Raw genomic sequence first — 15,784 nt, forward strand, 5'->3', positions numbered from 1 at the left:
GAATTCCGCGCGTCTGTTACGCCGCCCCCGCCCCCAAGTCCAGCCTGCGCACATTGCGCCCGGCGCGCTTGCGGGCTAGTGCTGCATGAAAAGCTGCGCGGGGGCGGACATGACCAGAATCGACACGACCTTTCAGGCGCTGAAGGCCGAAGGCAAAAAGGCGTTCGTCGCCTATATGATGGCCAGCGATCCCGATCAGGACACGGCGCTTTCGATCATGCGCGGCCTGCCGCAGGCGGGCGTCGATGTGATCGAGCTGGGCATGCCCTTCACCGATCCGATGGCCGACGGCCCGATCATCCAGCTGGCGGGCCAGCGCGCGCTGGCCGCAGGCGGCAGTGTCTCGCGCACGCTGGACATGGTGCGCGCGTTCCGGCGGGATGACAGCACCACCCCCATCGTGCTGATGGGCTATTACAACCCGATCTATGCCCGCCCCGGCGGGGTCGAGGGCTTTCTGTCCGAGGCGGTCGAGGCGGGCATCGACGGGCTGATCGTCGTCGACCTGCCGCCCGAGGAAGACGAGGAACTGTGCCTGCCCGCCGCCCGCGCCGGGCTGAACTTTATCCGGCTGGCCACGCCCACGACCGATGACCGCCGCCTGCCTGCCGTGGTGAAAAACACCTCGGGCTTTGTCTATTACGTCAGCGTCACCGGCATCACCGGCGGGCCTGCCGCCAACGCCGCCGAGGTGGCCCCCGAGGTCGCGCGCATCCGCGCCAGCGCCGGGCTGCCGGTCGTGGTGGGCTTTGGCATCTCGACACCCGAGGCCGCGCAGCAGATCGCCTCGGTGGCCGATGGCTGCGTCGTGGGCAGCGCCATCGTCAAACAGATCGGCGAAGGCCGTCCTGTGTCCGAGATCCTTGATTTCGTGCGCGATCTGGCCACCGGTGCGCACCGGGGATGACCGGGGGGGCTGATGGCGTGATTCTGCGCGACGCCACATCTGCGGACGCCCCGGCCATCGGGGCGATCTGGAATGCCATCATCCGCGACACCGCCATCACCTTCTGGCCCACCGAACGCAGCGATGCCGAGATCGCGGCGATCATCCACGAACGGCAGGCGGCGGGTCTGGCCTTTCTGGTGGCCCAGACCGATGCGGGCGTGCTGGGTTTTGCCACCTATTCCCAGTTTCGCGGCGGCGCGGGCTATGCCCACAGCATGGAACACACAATCCACGCAGCCCCGCAGGCGCGCGGGCAAGGGCTGGGCCGCCGCCTGCTGGCCGCAATCGAGGATCATGCCCGCGACGCGGGCCACCGGCTGATGATTGCGGGGATCACCGGCTCGAACGCGGGCTCGATCGCCTTTCACGCGGCGCTTGGCTACGGCGAATGGGGGCGCATCCCTGCGGCGGGCTGGAAGTTCGGGCAGTTCCACGATCTGGTGCTGATGGGCAAGGATCTGGGCGCGGGGGATCTGGGCCAGTGACATCGCGCCCCTATCGCAGCGAGGCCGGGGGCGTTAACCTTGGCGCCATGGAATGCTGCGACAACCCTCTGATCTGTTCCGGGCCGTGCCCCGACCTGCCGCGTCCGCGCAGCTTCTGGCAGCGGATCGCGGACCGGGTCGTGGCCTTCATGTGGACCAGCCGCCCGGCCACGCCGCGCGAACGCTCGGTCGCGTTCACCATTGCGGTGATCGCGCTTGGCGCGAAACTGGCCAAGGCCGACGGCACCGTCGCCCGGTCCGAGATCGCAGCCTTTCGCCGCGTCTTCATCATCCCGCGCGCCGAGGAAAAGAACGCCGCCCGAGTCTTTGATCTGGCCCGGCAGGATGTGGCGGGGTTTGACGCATGGGCGCGCAAGATCGCCTCCATGTTCGCGCCCGGCGATCCGGTGCTTGAGGACGTGATCGAGGGGCTGTTCATCATCGCCGTCGCCGATGGCGATCTGCACGAGGCCGAGATCATCTTTCTGGACGAGGTCGCGCGCATCTTCGCGCTGGCGCCCGAGCGGCTGGCCGATATCCGGCGCCGCCATGATCCGCGCAGCGAATGCCCGCCCTGCGACGTGCTGGGCATCGCGCCCGGCACGCCGCTGCCCGATGCGCGCAAACGCTGGCGCAGCCTGATCCTTGAGGCGCATCCCGACCGCGCCATCGCCCGTGGCCTGCCCCCCGAGGCGGTGCGGCTGGCCGAGGCCCGCACCCGCCGCCTGAACGAGGCATGGGAGAAATTCCGCGCCCTGCACGCGGCAAACCAGCAGCGCCCGGCCTGAGGGGCATGGCCCGAGGGGCTGACGGGGCTTGCGCCATGGCCCGCGCGCGCCCATCTTGGGGTCATGTCGATGCGCCGCCTTGCCCTTGCCGCCCTGACTGTTGCAGCCCTGTCGCTGCCCGCCTCCGCTCAGCCTGCCCCGCCGCAGCCTGCGGAGGGGACCGAAGAGGGTCTGGGCCTGATCGAACGCGGCATCGGCATGCTGTTTCGCAACCTGATGTCCGAGGCCGCGCCCCAGCTTGACCTGATGACCCGCGATCTGTCGGGCGCGCTGCAACAGCTGGCGCCCGCCCTGCAGGATCTGGCGGTTCTGGTCGATGACATCCGCCACTATCACCCGCCCGAGCGGCTGGAGAATGGCGATGTGCTGATCCGCCGCCGCGCCGAGGCGCCGCCGCCCCCGCCCATCGGGGACGGGCTGCGCGGTCTGGTCACGCCCGGTGATCCGGCCCCGGACCTGACCCCCACCCCCTCACCGGACGACATCGAGATCTGAGTGGCGGCCTCAGGCGGACGGCTCGGCAAGTGGCCCGGCGCCGGGCGGCGGGCTGGCCGTCATCAGGCTGGTGGGCAGGTTCGCATCCCCGATCAGGCGGCGATGGCGGCGGGCCTCTTCGACGGCCTGCTCGAACCGCTCGATCCCCTTCGCCTCCAGCGCGGGGATCAGGCGCAGAAAGGCGTCGGCGGTGGCGATGGTGTCGCCCATGGCGGTGTGGCGGGCCTCGGGCGGGATCACGATGCCCAGCCGGTCGGTCAGCGCGTCCAGCGAATGCACCGCCGACTGCCCCCAGACCATCGCCGACAGCAGCACCGTGTCCAGCACCCGGTTGTCGAAATGCGCGCCCGTTTCGGCGGCGGCGCGGCGCAGATAGCCCATGTCAAACGGCGCGTTATGCGCCACCAGCACCGCGCCTTCGGTAAAATGCTGGAAGGCGGTCAGGGCGGCGGTCATGTCGGGGGCGCCCGCGACCATCGCATCGGTGACGCCATGGATCGCGGTCGAGGCGGGCGGGATCGGGCGGCCCGGATCGACCAGCGTGTCGAACCGCTCGCCGGTCAGGCGGCCCCGCGCAATCCGCACGCCCGCGATCTGCACGATCCGGTCATGGGGCGCCATGCCGGTGGTTTCGGTGTCAAACACCACGCAGGTCAGATCCGCCAGCCGCGACGAGGCCGCGCCGCGCGAGGCCAGCGCGAAATCATAGGTCACGCCCGCGCCCTCGGCATGGTGCATGACCAGCCGCAACGGCAGCACCAGCCGCGCGTGATCGCCCGCAGCCTCGGGCCAGATGCCGGTGCCGTGGCCCGCCAGAATCTCGGCGCCCGACAGATCGGGCTGGCCCGGATCGGGTGGTGCGGCCAGCCAGCTGTCCAACTGATCCATGCCAAGCGCCGCACCGGTCCAGCCAAGGATCAGCCGCGCCTCGCCCCCCTCATCGGGCTGCACGTCCAGCACCGGCGCGCGGCCGCTGGCGCGCAGCCGCGCATCCAGATCGCGCAGCAGCGCATTCATCGGCCCGGCCTCGGCCTGAAAGCGCAGGCGCGGCAGGGGGGAGGCGGCGGTCAGGCCCGCGCCCAGCTCATCCAGCCCCGCCACGCCGCCGGGCGCGTCACCGGCCAATATCTCGGACAGATGGCGGGTGGCCACGGCCAGCCCCTGCCCCTCATCGCGGATGGCGCGGGCCAGATCGGGCGGGATCGGCCCGTCCAGCGCATCCAGCATCGGCACCAAGGTCGCTGCATGGCGGCGCAAGGCCTCCAGCGTGGCGCGGGGGGCGGGGCGGTCGGCGGGCCGGTCGCGCAGGATCATCAGCGTGCCGTCATCGACGCGGCGCATGCGGCCCGACAGGCGCGCGCCCTCGGCGGTCAGGCAGATCAGATCGGTGGCGGCGGCACCCGCGGCCAGCCGCGCCTCGGCGGCCTCCAGCGCGCCACGGCCCAGATGACGCTCCAGCGGGCGGTCCAGTGCCAGCCCCGGCAACAGCCGCGCGGCCGAGGCGTTGTAGAACACCACCCGCCCCGCCGTGTCCGAGATCACCGCCCCCGCGCCGAAATCGGCCAGAATGGATTCGAGCCCCGCCTTTTCGCGCGCCAGTTCAGCGGCGTGGATGCGCACAGCCTCGGCCAGCGCCTCGGCAGAGGCGGCGCGGGCCTCGGCGGCCTCGCGCGCGGCAGGGCCCAGATCGGCCAGATAGCGGGTCTCGTCCGGGTCGGGCGCATGGCCCATGCGCAGCCCCCCGGCCAGCGCCTCAAGCGGGCGGGCCATATTGCGGTCGAACAGATACCACAGCCCGGTGATGCCCCCCAGCAGACCAAAGCCCGCCACCAGCCCGGCCTGCATCAGCCCGTCCAGCATCTGCGCGGGCGCCACGCCTGCGCCCGCCAGCCGCGCGAAGGCCAGCCACAGCGCCGCGCCCAGCAGCGCCAGCCCCGCCACAGCCAGCCCTGCAAACATCAGCAGAACCCGCAGCCGCAGCGACAGCCCGGTCAGCATGGCCCGGCAAGCAGGCGCGTCATCTCGGCCCGCAATTCCGACAACTCGAAGGGTTTGGCGATGAACCCGTCGGCGCCAAGTGCCAGCCCCTTGCGCCGTTCCACCACAGATCCGCGCGCGGTCATCATCAGCACCCGCACATCGGCCAGCGACGGGTCGGCGCGGACATCCTGCACGATCTGATAGCCGGACACGTCGGGCAGCATCACGTCCAGCAGCACCAGATCAGGGCGCGTCTCGCGGATGCGGTCCACCGCGCCCGAGCCTGTGGCCATGCGCGCATGGCGGTGCCCGTCCCGCGTCAGCAGGAAATCCAGCGCCACGGCGATATTGTCCTCGTCCTCGATCACCAGAATATCGGCCATCATCCCCCCTGACTGCCGCACACCACGGCAAATGCCGGATCATCGCCCGCCACGGGCGCCCATTCCCCGCGCGCAGGCCGGATGCGGCCCGCGGCGCAGTCGAAATCCTGCGGCACGATTATGGTCTGGCCGCGACGCTCGACCAGCATGATCTGCGCCTGTCGCAGCCCCTCGGCTCCGTCGGTGACGCTTGCGGGATCGAGTGCGGCAAAGCGCACCTCGACCGGGACCACATAGGTCCAGGGCGCCCAGATCTGATGCGCGCGGCCCACCATCAGCACCTCGGCGCCATCGGGCAGCCGGTCGATCGCGCGCCCGTACCAGGAATAATCGGTCCAGACGGAATAGGCGACCATCGCGGCGCCGATGGCCGCAGGCAGCAGCCAGGGCGCGGGCCGCAGACCCGCCTTGCGCGCCGCATGGATGCCCGCATACATCACCGAGGCCATGCCGATCCCCACGGCGATCACCCCCAGAAGCTCTGCTCCGATCCCACTCATCCCAGCATTCCTTTTCCGTGTCCCACCGCCGATTGCATGGATCTGACCACCACAAAGGCGTCGCGCAGGTGACTGCGCTGAAAGTCTGACAGATCCGAGGGCGAGAGGTAATTGTCAGGCGCCCGCCCGGCCTTGATCAGCGCCGCCTGATTGTCCAGCCGCACGGTCTGGATCATGTCATAGGCCGCGATCAGATCGCGCGCACCCCCGGCCGAGATGACCGAGCGCGTCTCGGCATCCTCCAGCCGGGCGCGGGTGTTCACCGCCCCGATCCGGCCCTGCAGCGCATAGACCCGCGCCAGATCGGTGACCGGCACGACGCCGTTATGCTTCATGTCGATATGGTGGCGGTGCTCGCCCGAGCGGATCGTGGCAAAGCCGCCGATCAGCCCCAGCGGCGGGCGGTGCTTCAGCGAATTCGCGATCATATGCGCGACAAAGATGGAATTGCGGTTGGCCGCCAGCAGCGTCTCGCGCTGCAGACCCTCCAGCAGCGCGGCCTGCCCGCCGATGGCGCGCAGATCGAACATGACCGAGGACAGCATCTGCGCCTCGGGCGATGGATGGGCGATCCAGTCGTGGAAATAGCCCTGCCAGACCGGGACCGGCTGGCACCAGCGCGGGTTGGTCGCCATCATGTCGCCGGGGCAATAGACATAGCCGCAGTCGTTCAGCCCGTCGCTGACCTGCCGCGCCAGATCGCGGAACCAAGCCGCGTCCGGATCGGCACCCGGCGCCAGGATCAGGCAGTTGTCCTGATCGCTGATGCCGGTCTGTTCCTGCCGCCCCTGACTGCCGCAGGCGGCCCAGACCCATGCGGCGGGCGCGGGCCCAAGCCGGTCACCGGCCAGCGCGATCAGGCGGCGGGTCACCGCATCGGCGACATCGGTGATCATCCGGGTGACGATCTCGTGGCGCTGATGGGCGTGGACCAGCTGCACCAGCAATTCGGGGATGCGCCCGGTCACCCGCGCCATCTGCGCGACGGTGTCGGCCTGCGCCACTTCGCGGATCAGCCCGGCGGTGGAAATCGCCTGCACCCGCGTCAGATCCGACTGGCTGATCATGCCCAGAAAGCGCCCGTCCTCGACCACCGGCAGATGGCTGACGCGGCGTTCCAGCATCACGTTCAGCACATCCAGCCCCAGCGCCGAGGGCGCCAGCGTCACCGGATCTTCGGTCATCACCTCGCGGACGGGGCGGCGCAGGTCGCGCCCCTCGGCCACGACGCGGGTGGACATGTCGCGGATGGTCACAAGGCCGATCAGCCGCCCGCCCTCGCAGATGCCAAGGCTGCTGGCATGGGCGTCGCGCATCATCCGCGCGGCCTCGATGATGGGCGTGTCGGGGGGGCAGTACAGCGGACGGGCCGACAGCAACTCGCCCACCTTGAGCATGGCGACCTCGGTGCCCCGGTCCACCGGGTCGCGATCCACCGGGCCGCGCCCGCGATCAAAGAACCGCGCGACCGCGCGGTGGTCGGCGATCAGGCGCACCACCTCGGCGCGGGGCAGCAGCAGGACGGTGCTGTCCGTCTCGGCCAGGGCGCTGGTGACGGCCACACCGTCGCGCAACAGCCCGCGTTCGCCAAAGGAATTGCGCGGCCCCAGCTGCGAGACGCTGTCGCCGTTGCGGTCCCGCACGGCAATGCAGCCCTTTTCGATCAGATAGAGGCCGGGCAGCGGGTCGCCATGGGCATAGACCGTGCTGCCCGCCGGATAGTCCCTGCGGCTGAAGGAACCGGCGACACGCGCCAGCTCGTCCCGCGGCAGGCCGTCATAGGGATGAACCGTGGCGATGAAACCTGCAATATCGGACATCACGCGGGGCACCTTGCTGACGTTGCGGGGATGCCGCGCCCCCGGCAGGGGACGCGGCGGGTGTGTGGTCAGTGGGCGACAGCGCCACCGGCACCGCGCGGCACGCGGATCGATTCGACCATGTCCTGCACCTCGACCGGCGGTTCCTGCGTCACTTTCGAGATGGCGAAGGCCACCAGGAAGTTGATCAGCGCGCCGATGACCCCGAAGGATGCGGGCGAGATGCCCAGCAGCCAGGCGTCGGGCGTATCGGGCAGCATGTTGGTGCCGCCGATGAAGAACCAGCCCTTGTAGGTGAAGATATAGAGCAGGGTCGAGACGATGCCCGCGATCATGCCCCAGATCGCGCCTTCCTTGGTGATGCGCTTCGAGAAGATGCCCATCATCAGAACCGGGAAGATCGAGCTGGCCGCAAGACCAAAGGCCAGCGCCACGGTCTGCGCCGCAAAGCCCGGCGGGTTAAGCCCCAGGATCGTGGCCACAAGGATCGAGGCCGCCATCGAGATGCGCGCCGCGTTCAGCTCTCCGCGTTCACTGATATTGGGCATCAAGGTGCCCTTGATCAGGTCGTGGGACACAGCGCCCGAGATGGCCAGCAGCAGACCCGCCGCGGTGGACAGGGCCGCAGCCAGACCGCCCGCCGCCACGATGGCGATGACCCAGCCCGGCAGGTTGGCGATTTCGGGGTTGGCCAGCACCATGATGTCGTTGTTCACGGTGGTCAGCTCGTTGCCCACCAGACCTTGCTCTGCTGCCATCTCGACCACAGGGCCGGTGGTGGCGGCATCGTTATAGTACTGGATCAGACCGTCGCCGTTCTTGTCTTCCCAGTTCAGCAGCCCGGTGGCCTGCCAGGTGCGCATCCATTGCAGCTCAGGCGCGGTCTCGATGGCCTCCAGCGAGACGGCAGGCTGGCTGTAGGTGTCGCCGGTCAGCGCACCCGGCCACATGGTCGCGCTGAGGTTGAAGCGCGCCATCGAGCCGACCGCAGGTGCGACGGTATAGAGCAGCGCGATGAAGACCAGTGCCCAACCCGCCGATTTCCGCGCGTCCGACACTTTCGGCACGGTGAAAAAGCGGATGATGACGTGGGGCAGACCCGCGGTGCCGATCATCAGCGCCAGCGTGAACAGCACCATGTCCAGCGTCGAGTTGTGATGCGCGGTATATTCGCGGAAGCCCAGATCGGTGACCAGCAGGTCCAGCTTGGACAGGAAGGCCATGCCGGATGCGTCATGCGTCCCGAACAGACCCAGCTGCGGCAGGAAATTGCCGGTCAGTTGCAGCGAGATGAAGATCGCCGGAATGGTATAGGCGATGATCAGCACGACATATTGGGCGACCTGCGTATAGGTGATGCCCTTCATGCCGCCAAGCACGGCATAGCAGAACACCAGCGCCGCGCCGATCCACAGGCCGGTCGCGTTCGACACTTCCAGATAGCGCGAGAAGGTGACGCCGACGCCGGTCATCTGGCCGATCACATAGGTGATCGAGACGATCAGCAGACAGATCACGCCGATGATGCGCGCGGTCTTGGAATAGAACCGGTCGCCGATGAATTCCGGCACGGTGAACTTGCCGAACTTGCGCAAGTACGGCGCCAGCAGCAGGGCCAGCAGCACATAGCCGCCCGTCCAGCCCATCAGATAGGTCGAGTTGTCATAGCCGGTAAAGGCGATCAGACCCGCCATCGAGATGAACGAGGCCGCCGACATCCAGTCGGCTGCGGTCGCCATGCCGTTCATCACCGGGCTGACGCCACGGTTGGCGGCATAGAATTCCGCCGTGGACTTGGCGCGGCAATAGATCGCGATGCCGATATAAAGCGCGAAGGACGCGCCGATGAACAGCAGGTTCAGGGTAAATTGGCTCATGGCTGGTTCCTCACTCGTCCACGCCGAATTCGGCATCCAGCTTGTTCATCCGCCATGCGTAGAAAAAGATCAGCACGATGAAGCACAGGATCGACCCTTGCTGGGCAAACCAGAAGCCCAGATCGGTGCCGCCCACCGGGATCGAGGCGATCAGCGGCCGCAGGATGATGCCGAAGCCGTAAGAGACCAGCGCCCAGATGGCGATGGAAATATAGATGATCCTGAGATTGGCCGCCCAATAGGCGTTGGAAGATGTTCTGTCAGTCATGGTCCTTGTTCCCTCCCTGTTCAGTCATGTCCCGTGTTCCGCCCTTGCGTTGTCGCGTTCTGCTGCCCGGCAGAGTGGCCAGAACGCCTGAAGGGGGCGGCACGGGGCCGCCCCGGTGACCGTCAGCCGCGGTTCATGCGGCCCGCGATCAATTCGTCCACGACCTCTGGCTCGGCCAGGGTCGAGATGTCGCCAAGCGCGTCATAATCGTTCTCGGCGATCTTGCGCAGGATGCGGCGCATGATCTTGCCGGATCGCGTCTTGGGCAGGCCCGGCGCCCATTGGATCAGATCGGGCCTGGCGATGGGGCCGATCTCGGTGCGGACCCATTTTTCCAGGTCGGCGCGCAGCGCGTCGGTCGGCTCGACCCCGTTCATCAGGGTGACATAGGCATAGATGCCCTGCCCCTTGATGGCGTGCGGATAGCCGACCACGGCAGCCTCGGCGACCTTTTCATGGGCGACCAGCGCCGATTCGACCTCGGCGGTGCCCATGCGGTGACCGCTGACATTGATGACGTCATCGACCCGGCCCGTGATCCAGTAATAGCCGTCCTCATCCCGGCGGCAGCCGTCGCCGGTGAAGTAGTAACCCGGATATTGCTGGAAATACGCCTCTTCAAAGCGCTCGTGATCGCCCCATAGGGTGCGCATCTGGCCGGGCCAGCTGTCACCGATGCACAGAACACCCTCGACCCCGTTGCCCTCGATCACATCCGCCGTGGCCGGGTCCAGAACGATGGGTTTGACGCCGAAGAAGGGCACCGTGGCCGAGCCGGGTTTGGTCTCGGTCGCGCCGGGCAGCGGCGTGATCAGATGGCCGCCGGTTTCGGTCTGCCACCATGTATCGACGATCGGGCAGCGGCCCTGACCCACATGTTCATTATACCAGTTCCACGCCTCGGGGTTGATCGGCTCGCCCACCGTGCCCAGCAGGCGCAGGCTGGACAGATCATGGCCCTGCACGAATTCCGGCCCCTTGCCCATCAGCGACCGGATCGCGGTCGGCGCCGTGTAGAACTGCGTCACCTTGTGCTTGGCGCAGACCTCCCAGAAGCGGCCGGCATCGGGGAAGGTCGGCACACCCTCGAACATCACCGTGGTGGCGCCATTGGCCAGCGGGCCATAGATGATATAGCTGTGCCCGGTCACCCAGCCGACATCGGCGGTGCACCAGAAGACATCGCCCTCGTGATAGTCGAACACCATCTGGTGCGTCATCGCGGCATAGCACAGATAGCCGCCGCTGGTGTGCACGACCCCCTTCGGCTTGCCGGTCGAGCCGGAGGTATAGAGGATGAACAGCGGATCCTCGGCCCCCATCGGGCGCGGCGGGCAGTCGGGCGCCACCTCGGCCATCATCGCGCGCACATCCACATCGCGGCCATCGACCCATGTGGTCTGATCGCCGGTATGCTTGACGACAAGGCAGCGCACCCTGTCCGAGCAATGCAGCAGGGCCGCATCGGTGTTGGATTTCAACGCCGTCTTGCGGCCGCCGCGGGGGGCATGATCGGCGGTGATGACGACCTTGGCGCCGCAATCGTTGATCCGGTTGGCCAGCGCATCGGGCGAGAACCCCGCAAAGACGATGGAATGGATCGCCCCGATCCGCGCGCAGGCCAGCATCGCATAGGCCGCCTCGGGGATCATCGGCAGATAGATCACCACCCGGTCGCCGCGCATCACGCCTTGCGCCAGCAGCACATTGGCCATGCGGTTCACCCGCTCGGACAGTTGCGCATAGGTGATGTGCTGGGCCGGGGTCTTTGGATCATCGGGTTCAAAGATGATCGCGGTCTGGTCGCCGCGCGTCTCAAGATGGCGGTCGATGCAGTTGACGCTGACGTTCAGAACGCCGTCCTCGAACCACTTGATGCTGACCTGCCCCAGGGTGAAATCGGTGTTCTTCACCTTGGTATAGGGCGTGATCCAGTCCAGCCGCTTGCCTTCACGCGCCCAGAACCCCTGCGGGTCGCTGACCGATTCGGCATAGAGGCGGTGATAGTCCTCGGGACCGATATGGGCGTTTTCAAAACCCGGCGGAATGGCGTGTTTCGCCACGATTTCAGAGCTCATGACATCCCCTCCTCACAGAACTGCCACGGCTGGCCCGCATTATCGGAAGGGCCCCTGCCCGATACCAGCCGCGTTGAGGAGTATGTTAATCACATCGCCGTCAAAAAGTTAACCTATTTTTTTCATTGAATAATTTTGTTAACGAATTCACCTGATCTGCGCGTCTGTGGTAAATCCTTCACAGACCCTCCAGCCCGCGCGCCTGATCCAGACTGTCGGCGCGGGCCATGTGGGGCGGCAACTGCGCGGCCAGCGCGCGGCTGGCCCCTGTCAGCACCACGCGGCAGTTGTGCCGTGCCATCCGCGCGCCCAGATCGGCCAGCATCTGCCCGCCGCTCTGGTCGATGACGCTGACGCCCGCCAGATCGAGAACCATCAGGCGCGGCTGTTCGGGAACGCGGTCCAGCACCCGCTCGATCCGCGCGACCGAGGCGAAGAACAGCGGGCCGCGCAGATGCACGATCATTTCGCCCTCGCGCTGCGCATCGGGCGGCAGGGCTGCGGGCTCGGCACTGCCATCCTGCGCCATGCGGGCGATAAAGGTCATGCCCGCCAGCGCCGTGCCGACCGCAATGCCCATGACCAGATCGCCCAGAACAACGGTCAGAAAGGTCGCGGCAGCCACGCCCGCCTCGGTCCGGTCGATGCGCCACAGGCTGCGCAGCGCGTGCCATTCGATCATCTTCCAGCTGACAATCATCAGCAGCCCCGCCAGCCCGGCCAGCGGGATCGCCCCCAGCAGCGGCGCGGCGACGATCAGGAACAGCAGCAGCAGCCCGGCATGGATCATCCCCGAGGCCGGGCCCCGGCTGCCCGCCTTCACATTCGTGGCCGTCCGCGCAATGGTGCCGGTGGTGCAGAAGCCGCCGAACAGACCCACGCCGATATTGGCGATGCCCTGCCCGATCAGCTCGTCATTGGGGCGCATCCGGCTGCCCGACATCTGGTCCGCGACCATTCCCGACAGCAGCGATTCGATCGCCCCCAGCAGCGTGAACCCCAGCGCAAAGGGCAGCGCGGCCACCAGCGTCGCGGCATTGATCTGCGGCAGGGCGGGCATGGGCAGGCCACCGGGCAAGGCGCCGAAACGGTCAAGGATCGTCTCGGCGGGCAAAAGCTGTGCGGCCAGCGTCGCCACCGCCACCCCCATCAGCAACGAGGGCAGGCGCGGCGCCAGCCGCTGCACGCCCAGAATGGTGCCGATGGTCAGGGCCGCGACCAGCAGCGCGGCAGGCTGGGCGGTGCCGCGCGCCTGCCACAGGGCGGCCAGCTTGGGCAGCAACGCCCCCGGCTCGGGGCCCGACAGCGACAGGCCCAGCAGATCGCTCAGCTGGCTGGCGCCGATGATGACGGCAATGCCTGCGGTAAAGCCCAGAATGACCGGATAGGGCACAAAGCGGATCGCGCCGCCCAGCCGCAGCGCGCCCAGAATGGCCAGCATGATCCCCGACATGACCGTGGCAAGGATCAGCCCCTCGATCCCGATGGCGCTGACGCAGGCGGCGACCAGCACGATGAAGGCGCCCGCAGGCCCGCCGATCTGATGCCGCGTGCCGCCAAGCGCGCTGACCAGAAAGCCGCCGACGATGGCGGTGACCAGCCCCCGGTCGGGGGGAACGCCGCTGGCGATGGCGATGGCCAGCGACAAGGGCAGCGCCACGATGGCAACGGTCAGCCCGGCCTGAAGATCCTTCAGGCCGGGCGAAAGATCAAGAAAAGCAGGCCGGTAGCGCATCCTGTACCCCCCACCCGCCCAAGATGTGCGGCATGTGACAGCACCATCGGGCGCGGGGGCGGCGCTTGTCAACGCGCGGCTGCGCGCTATTGCGGACGGTCCATCCGGGCGAAGACGCTGACCTGTCCCCGCAACGGCTGCGCCCAGTTCAGCCGGATCTGGCGGCGCGAATTGCCCTGCTCCATCTGGACATGCGGGCTGGCATCGACCCGCGTGCCCGAGTTGTTGACAAGCGGGCTTTCGGTGATGACCGATTCGACCGACTTCGCCCAGCCCTGAAACGGCAGCCCCTGAATGACCGGCAGCGTCCAGGTGCTGCTGGCGCTGCTCTGGTTGTGCTGCACCATCAGCGGATTGGCGACATAGGTGTTCACGCCGTTGAAGGTATTGGCCTCGAACTGCAGGTTGCGCATATTGTTGTAGTTCAGATCCGCAATCGAGCTGTCGACCCGGTCGATGCGGTTGACGTTGCCAAACAGCGCCTTGAACACATTGCCCACAACATTCAGCCCCTGAATGAAATGCCCCGAGCCATAGGGTTTGACGGTGATCCAGGTAAACCACGCCACCGTGTTCGAGCACAGGAACGTATTGCCGGTCAGCGTCAGCCCGCCAAAGCTGAACTCGTTGCCGGTAAAGTCGGGGCGCTGGCTGTGCTCGTTCGTCCATTCGATCGAGGCGTTGTCGATGTAGTTCCCCGACACCGTTGTCTGCACATTGGGCTGGGTCAGCACCAGACCGGCATAGCGCAGCCCCTCGCCCGAGCCGTCGCCCTGAAACCAGTGATTGCCGCTGATGATATGGCCGCCGCCATTGGCGACCATGAAATGCGCAAAGCGGACAAAGCGGTTGTTGCGGATCTTGACGTCATTGGCGTTGACGTTGATCGCCACCGTGGTCCGCTGCTGCGCGGGCAGGTCCATGTCGTTGGACAGGAACTGGCAGTTGTCGACCAGCAGATCCTGACAGCCGCGCCCGATCGAGGTGATGGCGCGATCCAGCGGGCGGGTGAAATAACAGCCGGTGAACTGGATCATCTCGCCCGCCGGGGCCAGCATGACGCCGCTGGAGATCCGGTCGCAGCTGAAGTCGAGATTGACGAAATTGAGCCGACTGATCTCACGCAGACCCGAGAAATCGAACAGATAGCGATAGCGCTCGAAGGTCAGGGTGCGGGTGCCCGCGCCTCCGAACAGGGGCTGCGACAGGGTGATGGTGCCTGCGCCGATATTGCGGCTGTTGACATAGACCTCGCGCCCGACGCCGTTGCCGCTGACGCGCGAGCCGATCTCGATCGCGGCGACATTGGCCACATTGGTCAGAAGATTGGGCTGGGACGGGCTATAGCTTGCCACGCTGGTGCGGCGCGTCGTCGCCCATGCCGGTCCGGGCTTGGCCTGAATGGAGCCGTTCTGGATCACGCGGCGGTTCGAGAAGCCCTCCAGCGTGGGCGCGATGTCGGTCAGGACCAGAGGCTCGTCCAGATCGACGCGGCGGCCGCGCAGGTCCAGCGAAATATGGTCGGTATAGCCCATCAGCGCCTGCAGCGCCTTTTTCATGCCGAGCGTTTCGTCCTTGAAGGCATCGGCATAGGTCGGGAAATCGAAACTTTGCAGGAAAGCGACGCGGGTGGCGGCAGGGGTGATCAGGCGGCCCTTGAAGCGGATCGGGCTGTTGATCGACAGATCGCCCGAGATGAAGAAATCCCCCTGAGGGACCAGCACCGAGCCACCATTGGCGGCCTGATCGGCGGCCAGAAAGGCCGCGCGGTCATTGGTCACCCCGTCGCCCACGGCCCCGAAATCGCGCACATCGACCCAGTCCAGCAGCGACGGCACGAATGCCGCGGTGATGTCATCAATGCGGACCGATTCGATGCGGAAGGCGCCGCCATTCGCGCCGACCAGATCCAGACCGAAATGGCCATAGACCGGGCGGGTGCCCCAGCTCATGTCCACGCCATCGCGCGAGCCGATGCCGACGATGGCGCTGACCTCGATGATCTCGCCATAGGACTGCATCGCAACCGTGCGCCCGGTGGTGACCAGCCCGTTGACCGCGTTGCGCGCGCCGTCCCCCGCCCAGCCCGCGATGCGGGCACTGGCCAGCGCCCCCGCCACCGCCTTGACCCGCGCCGAGATGCGCAGATAGACGCCGGGGATCATCGGCGTCTCGCCCATGAACCGGATGCTGGTGGTGGTCTGCTGCTTGAGGACTTCGAGGCAGATGCCGAAATCCTGATCGGCGGGCATGATGGCCACGTTGTCCGCCGTGGCCCAGGTCGGGCTGCCCGGTGTGCCATTGCTGCGCGACCACGCCGCAAGCCCGGCGTGAAACGCAGGCGGTGTCAGCAAAAGCCCGTTGGTGATGGCGATGTTCATCGGCTCTCTCTCCTTGCAGAACTCTGGACGGGCGGCTGGTTGCCA

13 protein-coding genes are annotated in these 15,784 nt (G+C 67.3%); 4 read left to right on the forward strand and 9 right to left on the reverse strand.

Features of this window, described 5'->3' with window-relative positions; translation table 11 throughout:
- Positions 1 to 109: 109 nt before the first annotated feature.
- The 4 genes from trpA to ACK41U_RS09410 all read left to right on the forward strand — a co-directional run bounded on the left by trpA (position 110) and on the right by ACK41U_RS09410 (position 2,717).
- On the forward strand, positions 110 to 907 hold the full coding sequence (trpA, locus tag ACK41U_RS09395) for a tryptophan synthase subunit alpha (RefSeq protein ID WP_409678863.1): 798 nt from the start codon (positions 110 to 112) through the stop codon (positions 905 to 907).
- Positions 904 to 1,434, forward strand: a complete 531-nt coding sequence (locus ACK41U_RS09400; RefSeq protein WP_409678866.1) for an N-acetyltransferase family protein — start codon at positions 904 to 906, stop codon at positions 1,432 to 1,434. The genes trpA and ACK41U_RS09400 overlap by 4 nt, the downstream gene beginning before the upstream one ends.
- A gap of 47 nt (positions 1,435 to 1,481) precedes the next feature.
- On the forward strand, positions 1,482 to 2,222 hold the full coding sequence (locus tag ACK41U_RS09405; protein ID WP_409678979.1) for a TerB family tellurite resistance protein: 741 nt from the start codon (positions 1,482 to 1,484) through the stop codon (positions 2,220 to 2,222).
- A gap of 69 nt (positions 2,223 to 2,291) precedes the next feature.
- A complete protein-coding gene (locus ACK41U_RS09410) occupies positions 2,292 to 2,717 on the forward strand; it encodes a hypothetical protein (RefSeq protein WP_409678868.1) in 426 nt (141 codons plus the stop codon).
- Positions 2,718 to 2,726: 9 nt separating this feature from the next.
- On the opposite strand, the gene ACK41U_RS09415 is transcribed toward ACK41U_RS09410, so the two are convergent.
- The 9 genes from ACK41U_RS09415 to ACK41U_RS09455 all read right to left on the reverse strand — a co-directional run bounded on the left by ACK41U_RS09415 (position 2,727) and on the right by ACK41U_RS09455 (position 15,739).
- On the reverse strand, positions 2,727 to 4,715 hold the full coding sequence (locus ACK41U_RS09415; protein ID WP_409678871.1) for an exonuclease domain-containing protein: 1,989 nt from the start codon (positions 4,713 to 4,715) through the stop codon (positions 2,727 to 2,729).
- A complete protein-coding gene (locus ACK41U_RS09420) occupies positions 4,709 to 5,080 on the reverse strand; it encodes a response regulator transcription factor (protein ID WP_409678874.1) in 372 nt (123 codons plus the stop codon). Before ACK41U_RS09420 ends, ACK41U_RS09415 begins: the two co-directional genes overlap by 7 nt.
- A complete protein-coding gene (locus ACK41U_RS09425; protein ID WP_409678876.1) occupies positions 5,080 to 5,580 on the reverse strand; it encodes a hypothetical protein in 501 nt (166 codons plus the stop codon). The genes ACK41U_RS09420 and ACK41U_RS09425 overlap by 1 nt, the downstream gene beginning before the upstream one ends.
- A complete protein-coding gene (locus ACK41U_RS09430; RefSeq protein ID WP_409678879.1) occupies positions 5,577 to 7,400 on the reverse strand; it encodes a putative nucleotidyltransferase substrate binding domain-containing protein in 1,824 nt (607 codons plus the stop codon). The genes ACK41U_RS09425 and ACK41U_RS09430 overlap by 4 nt, the downstream gene beginning before the upstream one ends.
- 68 nt (positions 7,401 to 7,468) lie before the next feature.
- A complete protein-coding gene (locus ACK41U_RS09435; RefSeq protein WP_409678882.1) occupies positions 7,469 to 9,277 on the reverse strand; it encodes a sodium:solute symporter family protein in 1,809 nt (602 codons plus the stop codon).
- Positions 9,278 to 9,287: 10 nt separating this feature from the next.
- On the reverse strand, positions 9,288 to 9,545 hold the full coding sequence (locus ACK41U_RS09440) for a DUF4212 domain-containing protein (protein ID WP_409678885.1): 258 nt from the start codon (positions 9,543 to 9,545) through the stop codon (positions 9,288 to 9,290).
- Between the two features lie 122 nt (positions 9,546 to 9,667).
- Positions 9,668 to 11,623 (reverse strand): acetate--CoA ligase, encoded by a 1,956-nt coding sequence (gene acs / locus ACK41U_RS09445; RefSeq protein WP_409678888.1) that lies wholly within the window; start codon positions 11,621 to 11,623, stop codon positions 9,668 to 9,670.
- A gap of 178 nt (positions 11,624 to 11,801) precedes the next feature.
- Entirely contained in the window at positions 11,802 to 13,358 is a 1,557-nt protein-coding gene (locus ACK41U_RS09450; RefSeq protein ID WP_409678890.1) for a SulP family inorganic anion transporter, read from the reverse strand.
- A gap of 86 nt (positions 13,359 to 13,444) precedes the next feature.
- Positions 13,445 to 15,739 carry a glycosyl hydrolase family 28-related protein gene (locus tag ACK41U_RS09455; protein ID WP_409678893.1) on the reverse strand — a complete coding sequence of 765 codons (2,295 nt, stop codon included), beginning with the start codon at positions 15,737 to 15,739 and terminating at the stop codon, positions 13,445 to 13,447.
- Positions 15,740 to 15,784 lie beyond the last annotated feature (45 nt).

Source organism: Paracoccus sp. (in: a-proteobacteria) (assembly GCF_046289755.1).
Classification (GTDB): Bacteria; Pseudomonadota; Alphaproteobacteria; order Rhodobacterales; family Rhodobacteraceae; genus Paracoccus.

Coding starts and splice junctions, on each gene's coding strand:
- trpA (WP_409678863.1), top strand. CDS start 110: ATGACCAGAATCGACACGACCTTTCAGGCGCTGAAGGCCGAAGGCAAA.
- ACK41U_RS09400 (WP_409678866.1), top strand. CDS start 904: ATGACCGGGGGGGCTGATGGCGTGATTCTGCGCGACGCCACATCTGCG.
- ACK41U_RS09405 (WP_409678979.1), top strand. CDS start 1,482: ATGGAATGCTGCGACAACCCTCTGATCTGTTCCGGGCCGTGCCCCGAC.
- ACK41U_RS09410 (WP_409678868.1), top strand. CDS start 2,292: ATGCGCCGCCTTGCCCTTGCCGCCCTGACTGTTGCAGCCCTGTCGCTG.
- ACK41U_RS09415 (WP_409678871.1), bottom strand. CDS start 4,715: ATGCTGACCGGGCTGTCGCTGCGGCTGCGGGTTCTGCTGATGTTTGCA.
- ACK41U_RS09420 (WP_409678874.1), bottom strand. CDS start 5,080: ATGGCCGATATTCTGGTGATCGAGGACGAGGACAATATCGCCGTGGCG.
- ACK41U_RS09425 (WP_409678876.1), bottom strand. CDS start 5,580: ATGAGTGGGATCGGAGCAGAGCTTCTGGGGGTGATCGCCGTGGGGATC.
- ACK41U_RS09430 (WP_409678879.1), bottom strand. CDS start 7,400: ATGTCCGATATTGCAGGTTTCATCGCCACGGTTCATCCCTATGACGGC.
- ACK41U_RS09435 (WP_409678882.1), bottom strand. CDS start 9,277: ATGAGCCAATTTACCCTGAACCTGCTGTTCATCGGCGCGTCCTTCGCG.
- ACK41U_RS09440 (WP_409678885.1), bottom strand. CDS start 9,545: ATGACTGACAGAACATCTTCCAACGCCTATTGGGCGGCCAATCTCAGG.
- acs (WP_409678888.1), bottom strand. CDS start 11,623: ATGAGCTCTGAAATCGTGGCGAAACACGCCATTCCGCCGGGTTTTGAA.
- ACK41U_RS09450 (WP_409678890.1), bottom strand. CDS start 13,358: ATGCGCTACCGGCCTGCTTTTCTTGATCTTTCGCCCGGCCTGAAGGAT.
- ACK41U_RS09455 (WP_409678893.1), bottom strand. CDS start 15,739: ATGAACATCGCCATCACCAACGGGCTTTTGCTGACACCGCCTGCGTTT.